The following is a 23,267-nucleotide window of genomic DNA, read 5'->3' as shown; positions in this document are numbered from 1 at the left end:
CCGGTGCACCCCGATGCAGCGGCTGACCCCGCACGGTGGCGCATACTGTGCACATGAATTCCGCTCGGCGCGACCGCAGCCTTCCCGTCCTGCTCGCGGTGCTTGGCCTCCTCGTGGTGGTTGCCCTGGCTGTCGTGTTCTCCCGCGGGGACGTGAAGCTGCTTGATGCCTCCACCCCCGGCGGTGTTGTCCAGCGCTACTCCGCGGCGGTGATCGACGGCGATGAGGAGGCCGCGGCCGCCTACCTCGCGGAGCCGTCCGAGCCCTGCGACGAGTTCTACACCCCCGTCGAGGACAACCTTCGAATCAGCCTCGTGGCGACCCGGGAGCGGGAGAACACGGCGGACGTCGAGGTGTCGATCGTGACGTTCGATGCGGGCGGTCCGTTCGGCTCCTCGGAATACGAATCCCGGGATGAGTTCGGCCTCGTCCGCGACGACGGCGGCTGGCTCATCGAGCGGGCCCCGTGGCAGCTGCGCGTATGCGGTTCCGACGCGGGGGCCCGGTGAGCACCGGCACGCGGGCCGCCCCCGGGCGGAGCTCCGCCCAGCCGGTCCTGCGCCGGCTGATTGTCTTCACGCTGCTCTTCGCCCTGGTGCTCATCGGCGCCGGCGGCCTCACCGGACTGCTCGGCCGGGCCCTGAATGCCGGCGACGTGCTGGTCGCAGACGATGTCACCGGCCTGGCCCGCTCGCTGGCCTTCACCCTCGTCGGCGGGCCGCTGGCCGCTCTCCTGTGGTGGGCCACGTGGCGGCGGGTGGAAAGCGAACGGTCCTCGACCGCCTGGGGCCTCTACGTGGCCGGGATCTACGCGGTTTCCCTGATCACCGCGGCCACCGCGCTGCTCGGCACGGCGGCCACGCTCATCGGCGGCGACCCGGAGCGGTGGTCCTCGGGCCTGGCGCGCGGCCTCGTCTGGACCGGGGTCCTCCTGTGGCACCACTGGATGTGGCGGCACCGGACCAGGGGACCGCTGGCGCTGAGGGATCTTCCGCGCGTTGGAGGCTACGTCTTTGGACTCATCCTGGCGGTCGGCGGGGCCTACTCGGCGCTGGCGGGCCTCTTCGGCGCGGCCGTCGAGGGCTCGGCCTCGGCGGGAGCCATCGGGGTGCCCTGGTGGCGCGCGTCCCTTTCGGCCCTCGTGTGGGCGGCCGGGGGAACCGGTCTGTGGTTCGCGTACTGGGTGCGCAGCGGCGGACGGCACCTGCGCACGGCGCTCTCCAACGTCGCCCTGGTGCTGCTCGGGGTGTTCGGTGCGGGACTGCTGACCCTCGGCGGGCTGGGCACGGTGCTCTTCGTGTTGCTGCGGCTCGCCTTCGACCGGACGGATCCGCTGCCGGCGCTGCTGGATCCCCTGGCGCCGGCGCTCGCCGCGGCGGGAATCGGCGCCCCGGTGTGGGTCTACCACCTGCGCGCCGCCGCCACGCGGGCCGAGGGCATCCGCCTGGCCGGCCGCCTTGTCACCTCGGGCGTTTCCCTGGCGGCCGCTGCGGCCGGCGTCGGGGTGATCGTCAACGCCCTCCTCGCATCTCTCGCCTCGCCCGTGGTGGGCGCCGATCCCCGGACCCTGCTGCTCGGGGGAATCAGTTCCCTGGCGGTGGGCGGCCCGGTCTGGTGGTCCGCGTGGCGCCCGACGGCAGCACCCGGTACCGGGGAACGGTCCCGGCGCAGGGTCTACCTTGTAGCGGTCTTCGGCATCAGCGCCCTCGTTGCGCTCATCACGCTGCTGGTGCTCGGGTACGTGATCTTCGAGTTCCTGCTCGCGGACGTCGGCGGGGCGGCCCTGATCGAGCGCGTGCGGGCGCCCCTCGGGCTGCTCCTGGCGACGGGCGGCACGGCCGCCTACCATTTCAGCGTCTGGCGCCAGGACCGGGCGGCGGGAGGAAACGCGCCCGCGGACCGCCGGGCGATCGGCTCGGTGATCCTTGTGGCCGGGGCCGGAGCCGCCGCTGAACCGCTCGCGGAGCTGATCGGCGGGATCACCGGCGCCGGGGTCACACTTTGGCGGCTGGCCGATCCCGCCCCGGACGCTGCGGTGCCATCCGCGGAGGACCTCGCCCGGGCCCTCGACGGCGTGGTGGGGGAGCGGGTGCTGGTGATCGTCGGCGCGGGCCGGGGGATCCAGGTCATCCCGCTGGCCGGGTAGGGCACCGCCGGAGGCTGCCTCCAGCATCTACCGGACGGGGACCCGCCCACGCATACTGGGACCATGATTGGATCCTGGCAAGCAACCGTCCTTGACTGCCCCGACCCCGGGCGGCTCGCCACCTTCTACCAGAACCTGTTCGGCATGGTCCGGGTCGACGAGTCAGATGACTGGATCACCATTGGTGACGCCGCCGACCGGCCCGCGCTGGCCTTCCAGCTGGTGGAGAACTACACCGCGCCGAAGTGGCCCGGACAGGAGGTCCCGCAGCAGATGCACCTCGATGTGCTCGTAGCCGACCTCGACGAGGCCGAGGCGAAGGTCCTCGCCGGCGGCGCCGTGAGCCTCAACTCGGGCACCGGCTCATTCCGCGTCTACGTCGATCCGGCCGGCCACCCGTTCTGTCTGGTCGCTGGCTGAGGCCGGGTCCGGAGGACGGGTCCAGCCCGGCGGGTTCAGCCCCGGCGGGTTCAGCCCGGCGGGTTCAGCCCCGATCGATTCAGCCCGCGAGGGCCGCGTACACCACGTAGTTGTCGTCGAACTCCCCGGTGGCGGGGTCGTAGCCGTCACACGTGATGAGCCTCAGCTCCGCGCCGGGGGTGTTCCCATAGACCTTGGCGGTCGGGAAGGCGTCCTTGGCGTACGCTTCGCCGCGCAGGACCTGAAACTCAGCGGTGGTTCCGTCCTCGCGCGCGACGCTGACGAGGTCGCCGGGTTTCAGCGCCCGGAGGCCGGCGAAGACGCCCTTGCCGCCGTCGGTGGCGTTTACGTGGCCCAGCAGGACGGCCGGCCCCCGTTCTCCCGGGGTAGGGGACTCGGTGTACCAGCTGGCGGGGGCGCCGGGGCCGTCGGGCGGCACCTCAAGGGTCTCATCCGCGCGCAGTCCCAGCCGGAGCAGCTCCGAGGTGGCGCCGATCGCGGGAATGGAGAGGGATAGCGGCGGTGAGGCCGCCAGGACCGCCGGCGCCTGAGGTGCAGGCGCCGGGGCCTTGGTGGGCGCCGTGGTCTCGGCCGGCGCCGGGGAGTCCGCGGTCGGCGCCGGCGTGCCGGGCGCTGCGGACGGGCTGGGGGAGGACGTGCTCGTCGGGGGTGGGGAAGTCTCGGGGCCGGAGGCGGCCGGGGTTCCGCCGCATCCTGCCAGGAGGAGGATGACAGCCGCCGCCGGGGCTGCGAAGCCCCAGCGGCGGCCGGTTGTTCTGTTCATCACGGGATGAGGATGGAGTTACGCGTTGTCCGCTGAACGGCGGCGGACGGCGTAGGTGCCGCCGGCTGCTGCCGCGAGGAGCAGGCCACCACCGAGGGCGATCATGGCGGTGTTATCGCCTGCAACCCCCTGCTCGACGCCGGTGTCCGCGCCGCCGTTGGGCATGGCCCCCATCTGCGAGGCGACGAGCGTGCCACACAGCGCGGGCGAGGTGGCACCCAGCGGGAGGTCGGGGTTCAGGTCGCTGGGCGAGTTGAACGCTTCTTCCGAGCCGGTCGAGGTGGCGGGGTCGAGGCCGTGGACCACCACGACGGCGGTTCCGGCTTCGAGTGCGGCCTTGGTTTCCGCGTTGAGCTCGATGGAACGCTGGATGGAGTAGGTTCCGCCCTGTCCGCCCAGTGCCAGGTTCAGGCCCTCGTCGGGGGTCGTGGCACCGCTGGTGCTCAGGGTGGTGAGGATGCCGCCGTAGCCCGGGGCGCCTTCACTGACGCTGATGATCCCGTCGCCGTTGGCATCGGCCTCAGGGGTCGGGCAGACGCCCTGGGCGCCGCCGTGGATGTGCTGGACGTGGGGGTAGGGCCCGTCCATGAAGGTCTCTGCGAGGCCGGAAACCTGAAGGTTGACCATGGCGGTGTCGCCGGTGACATCGACGGTGATGCTGCCGGTTCCCGTGGTGCCGTTCAGCTGGCCGAGGGTCGATGAGTAGGAGCCGTCCGCGGCCAGGGCGGGGGATCCCGCCAGGGCGACCGCGCCGAGGGCGAGGGCTGGGGCTGCAAGGAGACGCATTTTCTTGGTCATGAGAATTTCCTCCATAAGTGCGGATGATGCAGGCCGGTAGGGGCGCGCACACAGGAGGTTCGGGGTGAGATGCATCACGGATGGGTGGATCGGGGAAAACTTTTCCGGGCCCGGTGCGGCGGGTGCGTGCGCGCGGGCGTTCGCCGGTGGTGGAAGCCGTCGGGAGGGGGTTCGTTGTTTGGAAGAATGGGCCTATGCAGTCTTTGGGAAGCACAGGAAAGCCCGCCCGCCGGGGTATCAGCGTCCGCATGGGGACGGTGGGCATGGCCATCATGATCGTCGTTTTCCTCGTCGCCGTGGTGTTCGCGGCCAACGAGAACGACGTCGTCGGCTGGCTCGTCGTGCTCATCTCCCTCGGCTGGCTGCTCATCTTCTCCTACGTGGTCTTCACCCTCCGGGGGGCCGCACGGAAGGCCGCTGACCGCTTCAGCGAGGCGCAGCAGGGCTTCGCCCCGGCCCAGCGCCAGGCCGGGCCCTCCGACGAGGCGACCCGCGCCCGCGACCTAAAGCTCGATCACAGCTTCAAGATCGTCCAGGTCCAGGTGGGCGTCGTCCGCGAATACCTCGGCCGTGACGAAGGCATGGTTGAGCGCGCCCTGGAGACCATCGAGATCACCTCGCACAACGCCCGGTCGATGATGAAGAACGCCGGTGAGGGGCCCGTCGAGGGCACCATCGTCGACTAGGCCCCCAGCCGTCCTGATCGGGTTCCGCCAACATGATTCGCCCGGTGCTCCGGGGTAAGGTGGGTCGAGTGAGTGCCGCTTCCGATATCCCGATGAAACCCCTCCGGATTGCAACAGTAAACGTCAACGGAATCCGTGCCGCCTACAAGCGCGGCATGGAGCAGTGGCTGGCCGGGCGCGACGTCGACATTCTCTGCCTGCAGGAGGTGCGCGCCCCCGACGCCGTGGTGCGCGAACTGCTCGGGGATTCCTGGCACCTGCTCCACGCCGAGGCGGAGGCCAAGGGCCGCGCCGGGGTGGCCATCGCCTCCCGCGTCGAACCTTCCGCCACCCGGTCCTCGATCGGGGAGCCCTACTTCGACACCTCGGGGCGCTGGGTCGAGGCCGACTTCAAGGTCAACGGCTCCTCCCTCACGGTGGTGAGCGCCTATGTCCACTCCGGCGACGTCGGCACCCCCAAGCAGGACGACAAGTACCGCTTCCTCGATGTCATGGAGGCCCGCCTGCCGGCGCTCGCCGCCGAGTCGGACCACGTGCTCGTTGTCGGCGACCTCAACGTCGGCCACACCGAGCGGGACATCCGCAACTGGAAGGGCAACCTGAAGAAGGCCGGCTTCCTGCCCGAGGAGCGCGCCTACTTCGACCGGTTCTTCGGCGACGGCGTCGGCTATGTCGACGTCCACCGGGCCCTCTCCGTCGACGTCGACGGCCCCTACACCTGGTGGTCCTGGCGCGGGAAGGCCTTTGACAATGACACCGGCTGGCGGATCGACTACCACCTCGCGACCCCCGGGCTCGCCGCGGCGGCGGTCGAGGCCACCGTCGACCGCGCACCGTCGTGGGACACCCGTTTTTCCGACCACGCCCCCGTGGTCGTTGACTACTCTCTCTAGACGACAGGACGCGCGCCATGACACTCACCGCACCCACCGGCCGCCAGCGCATCCTCTCGGGGATGCAGCCCTCCGCGGGATCGCTCCACCTCGGCAACTACCTCGGTGCGCTGGTGCATTGGGTCCGGATGCAGGAGGACTATGACGCGGTGTTCTTCATCCCGGACCTGCATGCGATCACCGTGCCGCAGGACCCCGCAGAGCTCGCGGAACGGACCCGGATCACCGCCGCCCAGTACATCGCCGGCGGGGTGGACGTGGACAAGGCCACCCTGTTCGTCCAGTCCCATGTGCCCGAGCACGCCCAGCTGGCCTGGGTGCTCAACTGCATCACCGGGTTCGGTGAGGCCTCGCGGATGACCCAGTTCAAGGACAAGGCTTCGAAGCAGGGCTCCGAGCAGGCCAGCGTCGGCCTGTTCACCTACCCCATCCTCCAGGCGGCGGACATCCTGCTGTACCAGCCCGAGGGCGTCCCGGTGGGGGAGGACCAGCGCCAGCACGTCGAACTCAGCCGCGACCTCGCGCAGCGGTTCAACGCCCGCTTCGGGGAAACCTTCGTGGTGCCCAAGCCCTTTATCCAGAAGGAATCGGCCAAGATCTACGACCTGCAGAACCCGACGGCCAAGATGTCGAAGTCGGCCTCGTCCCCGATGGGGCTGGTCAACCTGCTTGACGATCCGAAGGTCACGGCGAAGCGCATCCGGTCGGCGGTGACCGATGCGGGCACGTCGATCACGTTCGACCGCGATGAGAAGCCCGGGATCTCAAACCTGCTGACGATCTACTCCGCGCTGACCGGCCGCTCCATCCCGTCCCTCGAGGCGGAGTACGAGGGACGGATGTACGGGCACCTGAAGGTGGACCTGGCCGAGGTGGTTGCCGAGTCCCTCGGGCCCATCCAGGCGCGCGCCGCCGACCTCCTGGACGATCCGGCCGAACTCGATCGCCTGCTCGCCAAGGGGGCGGCCAAGGCGCGGGAGACCGCCTCGGCGACGCTGGCCGATGTGTATGCGAAGGTGGGGTTTCTTCCCACTCCGGTCCCGGCCGGGGCACGTTAGGCCATGCGGCAGCGGATGAGTGAGCTGCGCCGCGACCCGGCCGACGCCGGGCCGGGACTGCCCGAAACCACCTGCGTGGGCGTCACGCTGCCGGTACCCGAACCGCTGGCGGCGGAGCTCGAACGCTGGCGGGCCTCCTTTGGGGATCCCATGGCCTTCCTCGTGCCCCCGCACATCACCCTCATCACCACGACGCCGGCCACCGACTGGGAGTGGACGCTCGAGCACGTACGCGCCGTGGCCGCGAAGCAGGGTCCCTTCACTGTGACGCTCAGCGGCACCGGCTCCTTCCGGCCGCTGTCACCCGTGGTGTTCCTCAACGTGCGGGCCGGATTCCGGGAGTGCGTCGAGCTTCACTCCCGGCTGCAGATTGGACCCCTCGAACGCACCCTCGAGTTCCCCTACCACCCGCACGTCACCGTCGCCCACGACGTGAGCGAGGCCAGTATGGACCAGGCCGCGCACCAGCTGAGGTCCTTCGAAGCCTCCTTCGAGGTCCGTACCATGGGACTGTATGAGCATGAGCATTCTGGGCTGTGGAAACTGCGGGAAGAGCTGAGCTTTGGCGAAGACACCGAGGACCGCGAGGAGCGCTGATCCCGCCTCGCCGGCCGACCATGCCCGGCTGGTCGTGAAGATCCTCGAAGCACGCCAGAACCTCACCCGTGCCGAGCGGGACCACGCGGGCTCTGTGGCCGTCGTCGCCGCGCGTCTCCGGGTCGCGCTCGCCCGGCTGAGCGCCCTGCGGCCGCTGCGGGCATTCCAGCTGTACGCCCTGCGCCGCGGGGCGCTGCTGGCCGCAGGCATCGCTTACCGAATGTTCTTCGCGATCGCCGCGATGCTCGTGGCGGGGTTCTCCATCCTCGGCCTGGTCATCGCCGGGGACACCCGCCTCCAGGACCTCATCGTCGAAACGGTCGGGGCCACCACGCCCGGCCTCATCGACACCGGCGACGGCGGACTCGCCACCCGGGAGGAACTGTTCTCGGGGGCGGGGTTCGGTGCCGCGCTCGTCATCTCCACGGCCGTCATGCTCATCTCCTCGCTCGTCTGGATGGCCGGCATCCGGGCGGGCATGCGGAGCATCTTCGCCCTGGGCCCGGTCACCGAGAGCGCAGTAAGGACCATCTTCAGGGATCTCGCGGTGCTGCTGGTCCTGGCCGTCGCGCTGCTGGTGACGACCGGCGTCGGATTCATCGCCAATACGATGCTCGACTTCGCCCTCGACCTGGTGGGGATGACCGAGGCGTCGCGTCCGTTGACGCGGTTCGCAGGCTTCGCCATCATGCTCGTCCTCGATACGGCGGTCGCGTCCCTCCTGCTCCACACCACCTCCGCGATCGACATGCCCCGGAAGGTCCTGCTGCAGGCCGCGGCCTTCGCGGGGGTGGGCAGTACCGTGCTGCGCACCCTGAGCGCGACGCTCCTTGCAGGTGTTGCCAGCTCGCCGTTGCTCGCCCCGTTCGCCGTGATCCTCGGTCTCTTCGTCTGGTTCTACCTGCTGAGCCAGGTGTACCTCCTGGCGGCGGCGTGGGGCGCCGTGGGAACGGCCGACGCCGAGGCGCTGGCCGCCCACGAGCACCGGGAAAAGGCGGGGACGCTGCGGCAGCAGAGCCGAAAGGCCCGCCGCAGGCCCTGACCCGGCGCCCTCCGCAGCGGGGATGCAGCCGGGGGCGGGAGACGCCCGGCCGGGATCGGAAAGGGCGCGATGCCAAAAGGGCGGCCCCGCCGGGGCCGCCCTTTTCGGACGCAGCGGTGGCCGGGGCCACCGGTACCGCGTCGGGTCAGATCTTGCGGGTCAGGATGGCCTGCTTGACCTCGGAGATGGCCTTGGTGACCTGGATGCCGCGCGGGCAGGCTTCCGAGCAGTTGAAAGTCGTGCGGCAGCGCCACACGCCTTCCTTGTCGTTGAGGATCTCAAGGCGCATGTCGCCGGCGTCGTCGCGGGAGTCGAAGATGAACCGGTGCGCATTGACGATCGCGGCGGGGCCGAAGTACTGGCCGTCGGTCCAGAACACGGGGCAGGACGAGGTGCACGCGGCGCACAGGATGCACTTGGTGGTGTCGTCGTAGCGCTCCCGGTCCTCGGCGGACTGCAGGCGCTCCCGGGTGGGCTCGTGGCCCTTGGTGATCAGGAACGGCATGATCTCGCGGTAGGACTGGAAGAACGGCTCCATGTCCACGATCAGGTCCTTCTCCACCGGCAGGCCCTTGATCGGCTCGACCAGGATCGGCTTGGAAGTGTCAAGGTCCTTCAGCAGGGTCTTGCAGGCGAGCCGGTTGCGGCCGTTGATGCGCATTGCGTCGGAACCGCAGACACCGTGGGCGCAGGAGCGGCGGAAGGAGACCGAACCGTCGTGCTCCCATTTGACCTTGTGCAGGGCGTCGAGCACGCGGTCGGTGCCGTACATGGTCAGCTGCCACTCGTCCCAGTGCGCCTCGTCGGAGACCTCGGGGTTGTAGCGGCGGACCTTGAGCGTGATGTCGAAGGAGGGGATTTCCCCGCCCCCGACGCCGGCGGGAAGCTCGACCTTCGAGGCCGGCTCTTTTTCGATGGTTGGGGTGCTCATCAGTACTTACGCTCCATCGGCTGGTAACGGGTGAAAATGACCGGCTTGGTCTCAAGGCGGACGCCGCTGGTCTCGACGGCGCTGGGGTCCTTGTAGGCCATCGAGTGGGTCATGAAGTTCTCGTCGTCGCGGGTCGGGTAGTCCTCGCGGAAGTGGCCCCCGCGGGACTCCTTGCGGTGCAGGGCCGCGGCCGTCATGACCTTGGCCATGTCCAGCAGGAACCCGAGCTCGACGGCCTCGAGGAGGTCGAGGTTGAACCGCTTGCCCTTGTCCTGGACGGAGATGCGCTTATAACGCTCCTCGAGCCCGTCAATGACGCGCAGCGCCTCGAGCAGGGTCTCCTCGGTGCGGAACACCTGGACGTTGGCGTCCATGATGTCCTGGAGTTCCTTGCGGATCTGGGCGACGCGCTCCCCACCCTCGGAACTACGGGCTGTGTCGAGCAGGGCGACGGTATCGGCCAGCGGGTCCTCGGGGATGTCGACGAAGTCGGCGGTAAGGGCGTACTCCGCGGCGTAGATGCCGGCGCGCTTGCCGAAGACGTTGATGTCGAGCAGCGAGTTGGTCCCCAGCCGGTTCGAGCCGTGCACCGAGACGCAGGCCACCTCGCCGGCGGCGTAAAGCCCGGGCACGATGGTGTCGTTGTCCTGCAGGACCTCGGCCTTGATGTTCGTGGGGATCCCGCCCATGGCGTAGTGGGCCGTCGGGAACACCGGCACCGGCTCGGTATAGGGCTCAACGCCGAGGTAGGTTCGTGCGAATTCGGTGATGTCCGGGAGCTTTGCGTCGATGTGCGCCGGCTCAAGGTGCGTCAGGTCGAGAAGCACATAGTCCTTGTTCGGCCCGGAGCCCCGGCCCTCGCGGACCTCGTTGGCCATCGAGCGGGCGACGATGTCGCGCGGGGCGAGGTCCTTGATGGTCGGTGCGTAGCGCTCCATGAAGCGTTCGCCCTCGGAGTTGCGCAGGATCGCGCCCTCGCCGCGGGCAGCCTCCGAGAGCAGGATGCCCAGCCCGGCGAGGCCGGTCGGATGGAACTGGAAGAACTCCATGTCCTCGAGGGGGATGCCGCGGCGGAAAGCGATGCCCATGCCGTCGCCGGTGAGGGTGTGGGCGTTGGAGGTGGTCTTGTAGACCTTGCCGACACCGCCGGAGGCGAAGACGACCGACTTCGCCTGGAAGATGTGGAGCTCCCCGGAGGCGAGGTCGTAGGAGACGACGCCGGCGACGCGCTTCTGCAGGCGGGTCACCCCGTCGACTGTCACTTCCTGGTCGACCATCAGCAGGTCGAGGACGTAGTACTCGTTGTAGAACTCGACGTTGTGCTTGACGCAGTTTTGATAAAGCGTCTGAAGGATCATGTGCCCGGTGCGGTCCGCGGCGTAGCAGGACCGCCGGACCGGCGCCTTGCCGTGGTCGCGGGTGTGGCCGCCGAAGCGCCGCTGGTCGATGCGTCCCTCGGGGGTCCGGTTGAACGGCAGCCCCATTTTCTCGAGGTCGAGCACGGCGTCGATGGCTTCCTTGGCCATCACCTCCGCGGCGTCCTGGTCGACGAGGTAGTCACCGCCCTTGACGGTGTCGAACGTGTGCCACTCCCAGTTGTCTTCCTCGACATTGGCGAGAGCGGCGCACATGCCGCCCTGGGCGGCGCCGGTGTGTGAGCGCGTGGGGTAGAGCTTTGTCAGTACAGCCGTGCGCGCCCGCTGGCCGGACTCGATGGCCGCGCGCATCCCTGCGCCGCCTGCTCCGACGATGACGACGTCGTACTTGTGGACCTGCATGCTTGTCGCTCTTTCTGTTGAAACAATGAAGCGGCCGCCCGGGCGGCCTGCGCCGCTACGCGGTGGGGCAGTAGGAGGCGACGTGGGCCACGCCGTCGATGACCGGGCAGGGGTCGAAGGTGAAGATGACAAGGGTGCCCAGGAGGATGATGACGACGGTGGCCGTGTAGAGCACGCCCTTGAGCCACATGCGCGTCGAGTTCTTCTCCGCGTAGTCGTTGATGATGGTGCGCACGCCGTTGGTGCCGTGCAGCATGGCCAGCCAAAGCATCACTAGGTCCCAGACCTGCCAGACCGGGCTGGCCCACTTGCCGGCCACGAAGCCGAAGTCGACCTGGCTGATGCCGTCGCCGGCCACCAGGGACGTCCACAGGTGGACGAAGATCATCACGACGAGGACCACCCCGGACAGGCGCATGAACAGCCAGGCGCCCATCTCGAAGTTGCCGCGGGAGGAGCGGGTGCGGGAGTAGCCGGGGGAGACGCGCCCCGAGCGGGGGCTTTCTACAGTGGGAACAGCCATGGCTTAGTGACCTCCGAAGACAACCGAAAGATGGCGGATGGAGAAGGCGAGCATTGTCAGCGCCCAGAGGCCGACGACGCCCCACAGCATCTGGCGGTGGTAGCGCGGGCCCTTCTTCCAGAAGTCCACGGCGATGACGCGGAGCCCATTGAAGGCGTGGAACACGATGGCGCCGACGAGGCCGAGCTCGCCCAGGCCCATGATGGGGTTCTTATAGGCGGCGATGACCGCGTCATAGGCTTCCGGTGAGACCCGGACCAGCGACGTGTCCAGGACATGGACGAGGAGGAAGAAGAAAATCACTACCCCGGTGATGCGGTGTGCTACCCACGACCACTGGCCCTCCCGGCCACGGTAGAGGGTGCCAGCTGGTGTCTTCGGCATTGAATTTACCTCCCTGCATCGCACGGGCGTTAGCGTGTCTTCCACGCAGGAATGTCGCCGGTGCGAGAGCACTCTAAGTCAAGGATAATCTAGGCCGTGGACGGGCCGCCTTCAATTTAGGCTCCCCTATACTGTGAGGCTATTCACATTGACGGACCGGGCCGCGGTACTGGTGTTTCCGAAAATCGTTCCCGCGCGCTCCCGAGGTGTCAGCTAACGTGGGAGGCGATGACTACAGAGAGGGCAGCCGCCCAACCCCAGAACGTGTTCGACCGCTTCCACGCCGTGATCCCCGCGGGCGGAGTCGGCACCCGGCTGTGGCCGCTGTCCCGCGCCGCCGCGCCGAAGTTCCTGCACGATCTCACCGGTTCCGGCAGCACCCTGATCCGGGCGACCTACGACCGGCTCGGGCCGCTGTGTCCGGGGCGCACCATGGTCGTCACCGGTGTGGTGCACCGCCGGGCGGTCCTCGCCCAGCTGCCCGAGCTTGAGGACACCAACCTTGTCCTTGAGAGCGAGCCCAAGGATTCGGCGGCGGCCATTGGACTGGCCGCGGCCATCCTGTACCGCCGGGACCCGGACATCATCATGGGTTCCTTCGCCGCAGACCAGGTCATCACCCCCGTCGACGTCTTCCAGGACGCGGTGCGCGAGGCGATCCACACGGCGGCCCAGGGCTATATCGTCACCATCGGCATCGAGCCGTCGCACCCGTCCACCGGGTTCGGGTACATCCGGGCGGGCGAGCCTCTCGACATCGCTGGGGCGCCCAGCGCGCACGCCGTCATCGAGTTCGTCGAGAAACCCTCGGAGCCGGTGGCGCGCGGCTACCTCGAATCGGGCAAATACAGCTGGAACGCCGGCATGTTCGTGGCGCCGGTGGCGCTGATGCTCAAGCACCTCGAGGCGAACGAGCCCGAGCTCTACGCCGGCCTGAGCGAAATCGCCGACGACTGGGACACCCCGCGCCGGGTGAAGACCGCGCGGCGGGTCTGGCCGTCCCTGCCGAAGATCGCCATCGATTACGCCGTGGCCGAGCCCGCAGCTGCCGCCGGCGACGTCGCCATGATCCCGGGCAGGTTCACCTGGGACGACGTCGGAGACTTCGCGGCAATCGGCAGGCTGCACCCGGCCACCGAAACAAGCAAGATCACTGTGATGGGGGAGGGGGCGCGGGTCTTCGCCGAAAACGCCTCAGGCATCGTCGTTTCCGATACCAAACGGGTGATCGCACTGATCGGCATCAACGACGTCGTCATCGTCGACACCCCCGACGCGCTGCTGGTGACGACCAAGGAACACGCTCAGGAGGTCAAGAAGGCCGTGGAGCACCTGCGGGCCAGCGGCGACACCGACGTCCTCTGACCCGGCCGCGGACGGGACCAGGTCAGGGCGGAGGCCGGCCGGGGCAGGTCCTGAGACCTTCGGTGACGCCGGCCGGCGCCCGCTTTACGGTTCCGGGGGCGCGGGTCGGTAGGCTTGGAGCGTGGAACTCAAACGCCCCGACGCAGCAGTACCGCACATCGGCGTGTGGCTCGCCCCCCTGCTCGAAGAACTGACCCACTTCCGGCGCGACCTCCACTCCCATCCCGAGCTTTCATACAAGGAATACCGGACCACAGACCGCATCGTCGAACGCCTCGAGCAGGCCGGCCTGCAGCCCAAGCGGCTGGAAAACACGGGCGTGTGCGTCGACATCGGGCAGGGGCCCATCAAGGTGGGCCTGCGCGCGGACATCGACGCGCTGCCGATCGTCGAGGAGACCGGCCTTGCGTATGCCTCGGTCAACCCGGGCGTGGCCCACGCGTGCGGCCACGACATCCACACCACCGTCATGGTGGGCGTGGCGCTGGTGCTCGCCTCGATCGACGCCCAGACACCCCTCGACGGCACGGTGCGCATCATCTTCCAGCCCGCCGAGGAGACGATGCCCGGTGGTGCGATCGAGGTGATCGCCCAGGGGATCCTCGCCGATGTCCCGCGCATCCTCGCCCTGCACTGCGACCCGCGCATCGACGTCGGCCAGGTGGGCACCCGCATCGGGGCGATCACCTCGGCCTCCGACACCCTTCGGGTCGAACTCACCGGACGCGGCGGCCACACCTCGCGCCCGCACCTGACGGAGGACCTGACCTTCGCGCTGGCCTCCATCGCCGTCAACGTGCCCGCCGTGCTCTCCCGGCGCATCGACGTCCGCAGTTCGGTGTCAGTGGTGTGGGGCCAGATCCACGCCGGCTCGGCGCCCAACGCGATCCCGGCCCACGGGTTCCTCTCGGGCACCCTGCGCTGCCTCGACGGGGAGGCCTGGCAGTCCGCCGGCGACCTGTTCGACCATGCGGTGCGCCAGGCCGCCGCACCGTTTGGGGTGGAGGTGCAGCTCGAACATATCCGGGGCGTGCCCCCGGTGATCAACTCCGAGGCGGAGACCGGGCTGCTCGAAGCCGCCGCCCGCGCCGAACTGGGCCCCGACGCCGTCGTCCTCACCCCGCAGTCGATGGGCGGGGAGGACTTCGCGTGGATGACCCAGGAGGTGCCCGGCGCCATGATGCGCCTTGGCACGCGCACTCCGCGCGGCGAGACCTTCGACCTGCACCGCGGCGACTACATTCCGGACGAGCACGCCATCGGCTGCGGCGTGCGCGTCATGGCCGCCGCCGCGCTGCGCGCGGTGCTCGGCCTGCGCCACTGACCGGCACTGACCGGCACTGACCGGAGCTGACCGGCGCGGCCGGCACACACCGTGGGATATCCTGAGGTGTAACAAATCCCGAACAATGTTGACGTGGCCGACGGCGGTGGTAGTGTCGCGCGTCACCCGCCCACTAGAGTGATCCCATACTGTGCTGCACTCAAGGTGCCGCCAGCGCCGTGGCCCGACCAGTGAAAACAGAGCTTCGAGCACGACTCGGAGCGGACACTCACCGGCGTTCAGCCGCGGGGCTCATCTTTCTTTTCTGGAGGAATATTGAAGAACTCACTGCGCACAACCAGGCGCGGCGCCGCCCTTTCGGCTGCCGTCCTCGGTGCGTCGGCCCTCATTCTCAGCGCCTGCGGCGCACCGCCCGCCGAGGAGGCCGGTGGATCCGGTGAGAGCTCGGACTACCTCGGCTGCATCGTGTCCGACTCGGGCGGATTCGACGACCGCTCCTTCAACCAGTCGAGCTACGAAGGACTGAAGAAGGCCGAGGAGGAACTCGGCATCGAGATCAACCAGGCCGAGTCCCAGGCCGAGACCGACTTCGGTCCCAACGTCGACCAGATGGTCCAGCAGGGCTGCGACCTCACGGTCACCGTCGGCTTCCTGCTCGCAGACACCACCAAGGAAGCGGCCGAGGCCAACCCCGAGGCGCACTTCGCGATCGTCGACGACAACTCGATCGAGGCCGACAACGTCAAGCCGATCATCTACGACACGGCGCAGGCCGCCTTCCTGGCCGGCTACGCGGCGGCGGCAACGTCCGAGACCGGCAAGGTCGCTACCTACGGCGGCATCAACATCCCCACAGTCACCATCTTCATGGACGGCTTCTCGGACGGTGTCGACTACTACAACGAGCAGAAGGACGCCGACGTCGAGCTGCTCGGCTGGGACAAGGAAGCCCAGAACGGCACCTTCATCGGCAACTTCAACGACCAGGGTGCGGGCAAGACCAACACCCAGAACTTCATCAACGAAGGCGCCGACGTCATCATGCCGGTCGCCGGGCCGGTCGGCCTGGGCACCCTCGACGCCGTGATCGAAGCCAACGAGGGCGGCAAGAACGCCACCGTCGTGTGGGTCGACTCCGACGGCTACGAGACCGCAGGCAAGGGCGAGGAGTTCATCCTCACCTCCGTCATGAAGCTCATGGGCGACGCCGTCAACGAGGTCATCAGCTCCGACGTCGAGGGCGACTTCGACAACTCGCCGTACGTCGGCACCCTGGAGAACGGGGGCGTGGCCCTGGCCCCGTTCCACGACCAGGAAGCCAACGTTCCCGAAGAGCTGCAGGGCGAGCTCGACGAGATCAAGGAACAGATCATCTCGGGCGACATCGCGGTTGAGTCCGCAGCCAGCCCCAAGTAGCACAAGGCAGTCTTGAACCGCTTCCCTCCTGCGGATCCAATCCCCGGGAGGGAAGCGGTTCGTTTTTGTGGACCGGGGCGGGGGCACCCGGTGCCGGTTCGAACAATGAAAGTCTCCGCACAGAACAGATTGGGTGGGTTGTGAAACTCGAACTCAAAGGAATCACCAAACGGTTTGGTTCCCTGGTCGCCAACGACCACATCGACCTCGTGGTCGAACCCGGACAGGTCCACAGCCTCCTGGGCGAAAACGGTGCCGGCAAGTCGACGCTCATGAACGTCCTCTACGGGCTGTACCAGCCGACCGAGGGCACCATCCTCGTCAACGACAAGCCCGTGACCTTCTCCGGCCCCGGCGAGGCGATGGCCTCGGGCATCGGCATGGTGCACCAGCACTTCATGCTCGTGCCCGTCTTCACCGTCGCCGAGAACGTGGCGCTCGGGAATGAGTCGGTCGGCGCGGGCGGGCTCCTCAACCTCTCAGAGACCCGCACCCGCATCCGGCAGATCTCCGACCAGTACGGGTTCGACGTCGACCCCGACGCCACCGTCGAGGACCTCCCGGTGGGCGTCCAGCAGCGAGTCGAGATCATTAAAGCCCTGGTCCGTGACGCCGAGGTGCTCATCCTCGACGAACCGACGGCCGTCCTGACGCCCAAGGAAACCGACGAGCTGCTCGGCATCATGGGCCAGCTCAAGGCCGACGGCAAGTCGATCGTCTTCATCTCCCACAAGCTGCGCGAGGTCAAGGCCGTCTCCGACGTCATCACCGTCATCCGGCGCGGCAAAGTGGTCGGCACCGCCGAACCCGGCGCGTCAACCACCGAACTCGCCTCCCTGATGGTGGGCCGTTCGGTCAGCCTGACCCTCCAGAAGGCCCCGGCCGCCCCCGGCGAGGTGACCTTCCGGGTGCGTGACCTCACGGTGCGCGCGGCCAACGGCCAGCACGTCGTCGACGGGCTCAGCTTCGACATCGCCCAGGGCGAGATCCTGGCCATCGCCGGCGTCCAGGGCAATGGCCAGACCGAGCTCACGGAGGCCATCATGGGCCTCCAGGAACACGTGAGCGGCTCCATCACCCTCGACGGCGAGGAGCTGCTGGGGCGCAGCGTCCGCGACGTGATCAAGGAGGGCGTCGGGTTCGTCCCCGAGGACCGCAGCGTCGAGGGCCTTGTAGGCACCTTCTCCGTCGCCGAAAACCTCATCCTCAACCGCTACGACGAGGCGCCCTTCGCACGCGGCCTGACCATGCGTCCCGCCGTGATCGAGAAAAATGCGCAGGAGAAGATCGCCGAATACGACGTGCGCACCCAGTCCGCCTCCGCGGCGGCGGGAACGCTCTCGGGCGGCAACCAGCAGAAGGTCGTCATGGCTCGGGAGTTCTCCCGGCCGCTCAAACTGTTCATCGCGTCCCAGCCCACCCGCGGCGTCGACGTCGGGTCCATCGAATTCCTCCACAAACGCATCGTCGCCGAACGCGACGGCGGCACCCCCGTGATGATCGTCTCCACCGAGCTCGACGAGGTCCTCGAACTCGCCGACCGTATCGCCGTGCTGTACCGGGGACGCCTGATGGGGATCGTCCCGGCCGACACCTCGCGCGATGTCCTGGGCCTGATGATGGCCGGCATGCACGCCGACGAGGCCCTGGCACAGGCCACCGAACTTCAAGGAGGGGACCAGTGAGTCCGCAGGAAAATCCGCCGGTGACACCGGATACCGCCGGCAGTCAGCCGCCTACCCGCCGGGCAGCCCAGGAGGCCGCCCGCGAGGAGGAACGGCGTCTCGAGGCCGCCGCCGAGACCGGTGGGGGACAGGTGCCGCCGCCGGCCGTGCCCGCCGCCCCGGCCGCCCTCGCCGCGGCCGGACCGGGGGATGAGCAGCCGCTGATGCAGCGGATCATGACCGGCAACGCCCTGGTGGCCGTGCTGGCCGTGGTCCTCTCGCTCATCCTCGGCGGGCTGCTGATCGCCGTTACCGACGAAGACGTGGCCCGCTCCGCCTCCTACTTCTTCTCCCGGCCCATGGACACTCTCGGCGCCGCCTGGTCGGCCGCCTCCGGTGCGTACGCCGCCCTGTTCCAGGGCTCGGTCTTCAATGCCGGCGGCGACAGCTTCGCCCGGATGATCTACCCGCTGACCCAGACCCTCACCGTCGCCACGCCCCTGATCTGCGCCGGCCTCGGCGTCGCCCTGGCCTTTCGTGCCGGGCTGTTCAACATCGGCGCCCAGGGCCAGATCCTGATCGGCGCCACGCTCGCCGGCTGGGTCGGGTTCACCCTCGACCTGCCCTTCGGTGTGCACCTGCTGCTCGTAATCCTCGCCGGCATGCTCGGCGGCGCGATCTGGGGCGGACTGGTCGGCGTGCTCAAGGCGCGCACCGGCGCCCACGAGGTCATCCTCACCATCATGCTCAACTACATCGCCATCAACCTGGTGCTGTACCTGCTGAGCACCCCCGGCTTCCAGCGCCCGGGCTCGACGAACCCGATCAGCCCGCAGCTCGAGGCGACGGCGCTCTACCCGCCGCTGCTGGGCAGCGGCTTCCGGCTCCACTGGGGCTTCGTCGTCGCCGTCCTGGCCACGGTCTTCGTCTGGTGGCTGCTGAACCGCTCCACCGTCGGCTTCGAACTGCGGGCCGTGGGCGCCAATGCCTCCGCCGCCCGCACCGCTGGAGTGAGCGTCAGCAAGGGCTACATCCTCGCCATGGCCATCGCCGGCGCCCTCGCCGGGCTCGCCGGTGTGGCCCAGGTCGCCGGCACCGAGAAGGTCCTCACCTCCGGGGTGGCCGCGAGCTTCGGCTTCGACGCCATCACCGTCGCGCTGCTCGGCCGCTCCAGCCCGTGGGGAACGTTCGCCGCGGGACTCCTGTTCGGGGCCTTCCGCGCCGGCGGCGTCACCATGCAGGCCTCGACCGGAACGAGCATCGACATCGTCCTGGTCGTGCAGTCACTGATCGTCCTGTTCATCGCGGCCCCACCGCTGGTGCGGTCGCTCTTCCGCCTGCCCACCCCGGGAGCCGTCCAGCCGGCCCGCAGGAACCGCAAGACCGCAGCCACCGGAGGCGCAGCATGAGTACAGTCACCACCGCAGCCCCGGACCGCTCCGCAGCACCCGCAGGAGCAGTCCGCAGCTGGAAGACCCCGATCCTGCTGGCCGTTCTGGCCCTCGTCGCCCTGCTGGTCTTCGGTGCGGGAGCGCCCCGCAACAATGTGACCTTCCGGCTCTCGGACCCCAACGACGCCATCGTGCTGCCCGACCTGGTGCTGCCCGCGGCGGCGACCGGCTGGCTCACCGCCGTCGTGCTGGCCGCCCTCGCGGTCCTGGCGGTCCTCGCAGTCCGGCGCGGGTCGGCGGTGCCCGTCTGGCTCGTGGCCGTCTTCGCGGTGCTCTTCCTCATCGGCTTCCTCACCTGGGTCGTCGGCAGCGCCAACAACCCCAACGTCGCCCTGTACGGGCTGCTCGCCGGGTCGGTGACCCTGGCCGTGCCGCTGATCTTCGGCTCCCTCTCCGGAGTGCTCAGCGAACGCTCCGGCGTCGTGAACATCGCCATCGAGGGCCAGCTGCTCTTCGGGGCGTTCGCGGCGGCCGTCGCCGCGTCAGTCTCCGGCAGCGCCATCGTCGGCCTGTTCGCGGCCGCCCTCGCCGGCGTCATCGTCTCCTTCCTCCTGGCGGTGTTCAGCATCCGCTACATCGTCAACCAGGTGATCGTCGGCGTCGTGCTCAACGTGCTCGTCTCGGGCCTGACCGGCTTCCTGTTCTCCTCCGTGCTGAGCAAGGACGCCGAAACGTGGAACTCGCCGCCGCGCCTTCCGGTGCTGAGCATCCCGGTGCTGTCGGAGATCCCCATCCTGGGCCCGATCCTCTTCGAGCAGACCATCGTCGGCTACCTCATGTACATCGCCGTCGCCGTCATCTACGTGGCGCTCTTCCGCTCCCGGTGGGGCCTGCGGACCCGCGCGGTCGGCGAGCACCCCAAGGCCGCGGACACCCTGGGCGTCAACGTCAACCGGATGCGGTTCATGAACGTGCTGCTCGCCGGTGTCGTCGCCGGCGTCGGCGGGTCCTTCTTCACGCTGGTCTCGGTCTCCGGGTTCGGCCGCGACATGACGGCCGGACAGGGCTACATCGCCCTGGCCGCGCTGATCTTCGGCCGGTGGAACCCGATCGGTGCGTTCTTCGCGGCACTGCTCTTCGGCTTCGCAACGAACCTCTCGAACGTGCTCAGCCTGCTCGGGACCCCGGTCCCGGACCAGTTCCTCCGCATGCTGCCCTACGTGGTGACGGTCTTCGCCGTCGCAGGCCTCGTCGGGCGCTCCCGCGCACCGGGAGCCAGCGGCATCCCCTACGTCAAGGGCTGAGCACCGGATCCCGGGGCCGCCCCGGCCCCGGGATCCAGCCGCAGACTCCGCCCGAGATCCCACGACGAAATCCCACGACCGACCCGAACCCGCCGAAGGAGCGATACCGGTGACCGACCCGGCCCTCGAACCCCGCGACCTCCCCTGGGAGGAACTGAAGCAGGCGGCCACCGCCGCGATGCAGCGCGCATACGTCCCCTACTCGAAGTTCCCCGTCGGGGCTGCGGCCCTGATCGACGACGGCCGCATCATCTCCGGGTGCAATGTCGAAAACGCCTCCTACGGGCTGACCCTGTGCGCCGAATGCGCACTGGTGAGCAGCCTGGCCATGACCGGCGGCGGCCGCATCGTCGCCTTCAGCTGCGTCGACGGCTCGGGGAACACCCTGATGCCGTGCGGGCGCTGCCGCCAGCTGCTCTACGAGTTCCGCGCCCCCGGCATGGTGCTGCAGACAGTCCGCGGCATCCGCACCATGGACGAGGTCCTTCCGGACGCCTTCGGGCCCGAGAACCTCTCCTGAATCCCAGCGCGACCCACCCCCCCCACGAACCCCAGAGGTAGAACCATGACCGAAGCCTTCGACGCCGTCGACATCATCCGGACCAAGCGGGACCGGGGCACTCTCACCCCGGAACAGATCGACTGGACGATCGACGCCTACACGCGCGGCGCCGTCGCCGACGAGCAGATGGCGGCACTGAACATGGCCATCCTGCTCAACGGCATGGACCGGGCGGAGATCTCGCGCTGGACCGCGGCGATGATCGCCTCCGGGGAGCGCCTCGACTTCTCCTCCCTGGGCCGGCCCACCAGCGACAAGCACTCCACCGGCGGGGTGGGCGACAAGATCACCCTGCCGCTGGCACCCCTCGTGGCCGTCTTCGGGGTCGCCGTGCCCCAGCTCTCCGGCCGCGGCCTCGGGCACACCGGCGGCACCCTCGACAAGCTTGAGTCGATCCCCGGCTGGCGGGCACACCTGAGCAATGACGAGATGATGCGCCAGCTCGCCGACGTCGGCGCCGTGATCTGCGCGGCCGGAACCGGTCTGGCCCCCGCCGACAAGAAGCTCTACGCGCTGCGGGACGTCACCGGCACCGTTGAGGCCATTCCGCTCATCGCCTCCTCGATCATGAGCAAGAAGATCGCCGAGGGCACCGGCTCGCTGATCCTCGACGTCAAGGTGGGCACCGGCGCCTTCATGAAGACCCGCGAGGACGCCCTCGAACTGGCGCGCACCATGGTCGACCTTGGCACCGACGCCGGAGTGCGCACCGTGGCCCTGCTGACGAACATGAGCACCCCGCTCGGACTCACCGCCGGCAACGCCATCGAGGTCGAGGAATCCGTCGAGGTCCTGGCGGGCGGAGGACCCGAAGACGTCGTCGAACTCACCGTACGTCTGGCCGAGGAGATGCTCGCCGCGGCGGGCGTGCCCGACGCCGACCCCGCCGCGGCGCTCCGCGACGGCCGCGCGATGGACGTCTGGAACCGCATGATCGAGGCGCAGGGCGGAGATCCCCGCGCCACCCTGCCCGTCGCCAAGGAATCCGAAACCATCTACGCCCCCGCCGACGGCGTGCTCGTCGAACTCGACGCCCTGTCCGTCGGTGTGGCGGCGTGGCGGCTCGGCGCCGGCCGCGCCCGCAAGGAGGACGCCGTGCAGGCGGGCGCAGGGGTACGGATGCACGCCAAGCCCGGAGCGCTGGTGCGTGCGGGAGAGCCGCTGATGACCCTGCTGACCGACACCCCGGAGCGGTTCGAGCGTGCACGCGAGGCCCTCGCCGATGCCGTCGTGATCGCCCCGGAGGGATCCCGGCCGGCCCAGGAACTCATCCTCGACCGGGTCTCCTAGCACCGGCACTCCCCGCCGGCCCGCACCCGGACCGCACCCGGGCCGGCGGGGACCCCGTGCGCCTGAACGGGCGCGGCGGTGGGAGGTGGTGCGTTCTAAGAGTGCGAAGGAGGAGTGCGAAGTAGGGGTGCGAAGCAGGGGTGATAGGGGGCCCAATTAGGGGGTCTCCCTGATGCGGGCCCTTCCTGGGCCGGAGCAGAATGATCCAATGCGTGATAACGAGGATCCCACCCGGCGGTGCGGGCCTGCGGCCGGCGGTTCCCCATGGACCTGATCGTCGCCCTGCTCGCCGGGATCAACGAATGGGTCATCGACGCCGCGGCACAGCCCTGGGTGTACCTGGTGGTGTTCGTCTGCTGCACCGTCGACGGGTTCTTCCCGCCCTTCCCCAGCGAATCGGTGGTCGTGGGCCTGGCGTCCCTGATCCTCACCCAGGGCCACCCCAACCCCTGGCTGCTGATGCTGGCCGCCTCGCTCGGGGCTTTTCTTGGCGACAATACCGCCTACGCCATCGGCCGGGGGATCGGGCTGACCCGCTTCCGGTGGATGCGCCGGCCCCGCATGCGCCGCTCCTTCGCCTGGGCGAAGTACGAGCTCGACAAGCGGGCCGCCTCCCTGCTCCTGGTGGGCCGCTTCCTGCCGATCGGCAGGGTGGCTGTGAACCTCGCCGCCGGCACCACCGGCTACCCGCGCCGGCGCTTCGTCGCCCTGTCCGCCCTCGCCGGGGGCGTCTGGGGGGCGTACTCCGTGGGCATCGGCGCGCTGGCCGGTGCGTGGTTCGCCGGCAACCAGCTGCTGGGGGTCGCCGTGGCGATCGCGGTGGCCGTGGTGATCGGCGTGGTCGTCGACCGGGTGCTCAGCGCGGCCTCCGGCAGGGCGGCGCCCCGGGTGCTTCCGGCGGCGGCCGGACCGGATCTTCCCGACATCGACCAGGCCGCCTGAGGGTGCGG

The 23,267-nt window shown here is 69.1% G+C and carries 23 protein-coding genes; 17 read left to right on the top strand and 6 right to left on the bottom strand.

The window, feature by feature from the left end; all coding sequences use genetic code 11:
* Positions 1–53 precede the first annotated feature (53 nt).
* The 3 genes from GVV86_RS09675 (at position 54) to GVV86_RS09665 (ending at position 2,566) form a co-directional block, all read left to right on the top strand.
* Positions 54–509 (top strand): LpqB family beta-propeller domain-containing protein, encoded by a 456-nt coding sequence (locus GVV86_RS09675; protein ID WP_159802658.1) that lies wholly within the window; start codon positions 54–56, stop codon positions 507–509.
* Positions 506–2,146, top strand: coding sequence for a DUF5671 domain-containing protein (locus GVV86_RS09670; protein ID WP_246669941.1), 1,641 nt, complete (start codon positions 506–508; stop codon positions 2,144–2,146). The genes GVV86_RS09675 and GVV86_RS09670 overlap by 4 nt, the downstream gene beginning before the upstream one ends.
* 63 nt (positions 2,147–2,209) lie before the next feature.
* Entirely contained in the window at positions 2,210–2,566 is a 357-nt protein-coding gene (locus GVV86_RS09665) for a VOC family protein (protein WP_159802657.1), read from the top strand.
* Positions 2,567–2,645: 79 nt separating this feature from the next.
* On the opposite strand, the gene GVV86_RS18870 is transcribed toward GVV86_RS09665, so the two are convergent.
* Positions 2,646–3,350, bottom strand: coding sequence for a class F sortase (locus GVV86_RS18870; RefSeq protein ID WP_159802751.1), 705 nt, complete (start codon positions 3,348–3,350; stop codon positions 2,646–2,648).
* 18 nt (positions 3,351–3,368) lie between these two features.
* Complete coding sequence (locus GVV86_RS09655; protein WP_159615595.1) at positions 3,369–4,148, bottom strand: CHRD domain-containing protein; 780 nt, start codon at positions 4,146–4,148, stop codon at positions 3,369–3,371.
* Positions 4,149–4,342: 194 nt separating this feature from the next.
* Here GVV86_RS09655 and GVV86_RS09650 point away from each other — a divergent pair, with 194 nt between their 5' ends.
* The 5 genes from GVV86_RS09650 (at position 4,343) to GVV86_RS09630 (ending at position 8,424) form a co-directional block, all read left to right on the top strand.
* Positions 4,343–4,834 carry a hypothetical protein gene (locus GVV86_RS09650; protein ID WP_159615597.1) on the top strand — a complete coding sequence of 164 codons (492 nt, stop codon included), beginning with the start codon at positions 4,343–4,345 and terminating at the stop codon, positions 4,832–4,834.
* 92 nt (positions 4,835–4,926) lie between these two features.
* The gene (locus GVV86_RS09645) at positions 4,927–5,727 is read left to right on the top strand and encodes an exodeoxyribonuclease III (RefSeq protein ID WP_159802750.1); all 801 of its coding nucleotides are present in this window, start codon (positions 4,927–4,929) and stop codon (positions 5,725–5,727) included.
* Positions 5,728–5,744: 17 nt separating this feature from the next.
* The gene (gene trpS / locus GVV86_RS09640; RefSeq protein WP_159615599.1) at positions 5,745–6,785 is read left to right on the top strand and encodes a tryptophan--tRNA ligase; all 1,041 of its coding nucleotides are present in this window, start codon (positions 5,745–5,747) and stop codon (positions 6,783–6,785) included.
* Between the two features lie 15 nt (positions 6,786–6,800).
* The gene (locus tag GVV86_RS09635; RefSeq protein WP_246669940.1) at positions 6,801–7,382 is read left to right on the top strand and encodes a 2'-5' RNA ligase family protein; all 582 of its coding nucleotides are present in this window, start codon (positions 6,801–6,803) and stop codon (positions 7,380–7,382) included.
* Positions 7,348–8,424 carry a YihY/virulence factor BrkB family protein gene (locus tag GVV86_RS09630; RefSeq protein ID WP_159615603.1) on the top strand — a complete coding sequence of 359 codons (1,077 nt, stop codon included), beginning with the start codon at positions 7,348–7,350 and terminating at the stop codon, positions 8,422–8,424. Before GVV86_RS09635 ends, GVV86_RS09630 begins: the two co-directional genes overlap by 35 nt.
* A gap of 145 nt (positions 8,425–8,569) precedes the next feature.
* Here GVV86_RS09630 and GVV86_RS09625 read toward each other — a convergent pair whose 3' ends face one another.
* The 4 genes from GVV86_RS09625 to sdhC are packed head-to-tail and all read right to left on the bottom strand — an operon-like array spanning position 8,570 to position 12,040.
* Positions 8,570–9,355 (bottom strand): succinate dehydrogenase iron-sulfur subunit, encoded by a 786-nt coding sequence (locus GVV86_RS09625; RefSeq protein WP_120167038.1) that lies wholly within the window; start codon positions 9,353–9,355, stop codon positions 8,570–8,572.
* On the bottom strand, positions 9,355–11,133 hold the full coding sequence (gene sdhA, locus GVV86_RS09620) for a succinate dehydrogenase flavoprotein subunit (RefSeq protein ID WP_159802655.1): 1,779 nt from the start codon (positions 11,131–11,133) through the stop codon (positions 9,355–9,357). The genes GVV86_RS09625 and sdhA overlap by 1 nt, the downstream gene beginning before the upstream one ends.
* A gap of 55 nt (positions 11,134–11,188) precedes the next feature.
* A complete protein-coding gene (locus tag GVV86_RS09615) occupies positions 11,189–11,656 on the bottom strand; it encodes a succinate dehydrogenase hydrophobic membrane anchor subunit (RefSeq protein ID WP_159615607.1) in 468 nt (155 codons plus the stop codon).
* Positions 11,657–11,659: 3 nt separating this feature from the next.
* Positions 11,660–12,040 carry a succinate dehydrogenase, cytochrome b556 subunit gene (sdhC, locus tag GVV86_RS09610; protein WP_120167033.1) on the bottom strand — a complete coding sequence of 127 codons (381 nt, stop codon included), beginning with the start codon at positions 12,038–12,040 and terminating at the stop codon, positions 11,660–11,662.
* Between the two features lie 228 nt (positions 12,041–12,268).
* Here sdhC and GVV86_RS09605 point away from each other — a divergent pair, with 228 nt between their 5' ends.
* The 9 genes from GVV86_RS09605 to GVV86_RS09565 all read left to right on the top strand — a co-directional run bounded on the left by GVV86_RS09605 (position 12,269) and on the right by GVV86_RS09565 (position 23,259).
* Positions 12,269–13,405, top strand: coding sequence for a mannose-1-phosphate guanylyltransferase (locus tag GVV86_RS09605; protein ID WP_159615611.1), 1,137 nt, complete (start codon positions 12,269–12,271; stop codon positions 13,403–13,405).
* A gap of 121 nt (positions 13,406–13,526) precedes the next feature.
* Positions 13,527–14,729, top strand: coding sequence for an amidohydrolase (locus GVV86_RS09600; protein ID WP_120167029.1), 1,203 nt, complete (start codon positions 13,527–13,529; stop codon positions 14,727–14,729).
* 276 nt (positions 14,730–15,005) lie between these two features.
* Complete coding sequence (locus GVV86_RS09595; protein WP_159802654.1) at positions 15,006–16,106, top strand: BMP family lipoprotein; 1,101 nt, start codon at positions 15,006–15,008, stop codon at positions 16,104–16,106.
* Between the two features lie 140 nt (positions 16,107–16,246).
* Positions 16,247–17,791, top strand: a complete 1,545-nt coding sequence (locus GVV86_RS09590) for an ABC transporter ATP-binding protein (protein WP_159615615.1) — start codon at positions 16,247–16,249, stop codon at positions 17,789–17,791.
* Entirely contained in the window at positions 17,788–19,179 is a 1,392-nt protein-coding gene (locus tag GVV86_RS09585; RefSeq protein ID WP_425513927.1) for an ABC transporter permease, read from the top strand. Before GVV86_RS09590 ends, GVV86_RS09585 begins: the two co-directional genes overlap by 4 nt.
* Positions 19,176–20,465 carry an ABC transporter permease gene (locus GVV86_RS09580; RefSeq protein ID WP_159615617.1) on the top strand — a complete coding sequence of 430 codons (1,290 nt, stop codon included), beginning with the start codon at positions 19,176–19,178 and terminating at the stop codon, positions 20,463–20,465. The genes GVV86_RS09585 and GVV86_RS09580 overlap by 4 nt, the downstream gene beginning before the upstream one ends.
* Before the next feature lie 103 nt (positions 20,466–20,568).
* Positions 20,569–20,985: a cytidine deaminase gene (locus tag GVV86_RS09575; protein ID WP_159616132.1), complete on the top strand. Its 417-nt coding sequence runs from the start codon at positions 20,569–20,571 to the stop codon at positions 20,983–20,985.
* A gap of 45 nt (positions 20,986–21,030) precedes the next feature.
* Entirely contained in the window at positions 21,031–22,317 is a 1,287-nt protein-coding gene (locus GVV86_RS09570) for a thymidine phosphorylase (protein WP_159802653.1), read from the top strand.
* A 264-nt stretch (positions 22,318–22,581) separates the two neighbouring features.
* The gene (locus GVV86_RS09565; protein ID WP_159802652.1) at positions 22,582–23,259 is read left to right on the top strand and encodes a DedA family protein; all 678 of its coding nucleotides are present in this window, start codon (positions 22,582–22,584) and stop codon (positions 23,257–23,259) included.
* The last annotated feature ends 8 nt before the right edge of the window (positions 23,260–23,267 follow it).

Origin of the sequence: Arthrobacter zhaoguopingii, from assembly GCF_009828595.1 — a bacterium.
Taxonomy (GTDB): Bacteria; Actinomycetota; Actinomycetes; order Actinomycetales; family Micrococcaceae; genus Arthrobacter_D; species Arthrobacter_D zhaoguopingii.
Note: the sequence above shows the minus strand (reverse complement) of the source record. Positions and strands in the feature narration are given on the sequence as shown.

Coding starts and splice junctions, on each gene's coding strand:
- GVV86_RS09675 (WP_159802658.1), top strand. CDS start 54: ATGAATTCCGCTCGGCGCGACCGCAGCCTTCCCGTCCTGCTCGCGGTG.
- GVV86_RS09665 (WP_159802657.1), top strand. CDS start 2,210: ATGATTGGATCCTGGCAAGCAACCGTCCTTGACTGCCCCGACCCCGGG.
- GVV86_RS18870 (WP_159802751.1), bottom strand. CDS start 3,350: ATGAACAGAACAACCGGCCGCCGCTGGGGCTTCGCAGCCCCGGCGGCG.
- GVV86_RS09655 (WP_159615595.1), bottom strand. CDS start 4,148: ATGACCAAGAAAATGCGTCTCCTTGCAGCCCCAGCCCTCGCCCTCGGC.
- GVV86_RS09650 (WP_159615597.1), top strand. CDS start 4,343: ATGCAGTCTTTGGGAAGCACAGGAAAGCCCGCCCGCCGGGGTATCAGC.
- GVV86_RS09645 (WP_159802750.1), top strand. CDS start 4,927: ATGAAACCCCTCCGGATTGCAACAGTAAACGTCAACGGAATCCGTGCC.
- trpS (WP_159615599.1), top strand. CDS start 5,745: ATGACACTCACCGCACCCACCGGCCGCCAGCGCATCCTCTCGGGGATG.
- GVV86_RS09635 (WP_246669940.1), top strand. CDS start 6,801: ATGAGTGAGCTGCGCCGCGACCCGGCCGACGCCGGGCCGGGACTGCCC.
- GVV86_RS09625 (WP_120167038.1), bottom strand. CDS start 9,355: ATGAGCACCCCAACCATCGAAAAAGAGCCGGCCTCGAAGGTCGAGCTT.
- sdhA (WP_159802655.1), bottom strand. CDS start 11,133: ATGCAGGTCCACAAGTACGACGTCGTCATCGTCGGAGCAGGCGGCGCA.
- GVV86_RS09615 (WP_159615607.1), bottom strand. CDS start 11,656: ATGGCTGTTCCCACTGTAGAAAGCCCCCGCTCGGGGCGCGTCTCCCCC.
- sdhC (WP_120167033.1), bottom strand. CDS start 12,040: ATGCCGAAGACACCAGCTGGCACCCTCTACCGTGGCCGGGAGGGCCAG.
- GVV86_RS09605 (WP_159615611.1), top strand. CDS start 12,269: ATGACTACAGAGAGGGCAGCCGCCCAACCCCAGAACGTGTTCGACCGC.
- GVV86_RS09580 (WP_159615617.1), top strand. CDS start 19,176: ATGAGTACAGTCACCACCGCAGCCCCGGACCGCTCCGCAGCACCCGCA.
- GVV86_RS09570 (WP_159802653.1), top strand. CDS start 21,031: ATGACCGAAGCCTTCGACGCCGTCGACATCATCCGGACCAAGCGGGAC.
- GVV86_RS09565 (WP_159802652.1), top strand. CDS start 22,582: ATGGACCTGATCGTCGCCCTGCTCGCCGGGATCAACGAATGGGTCATC.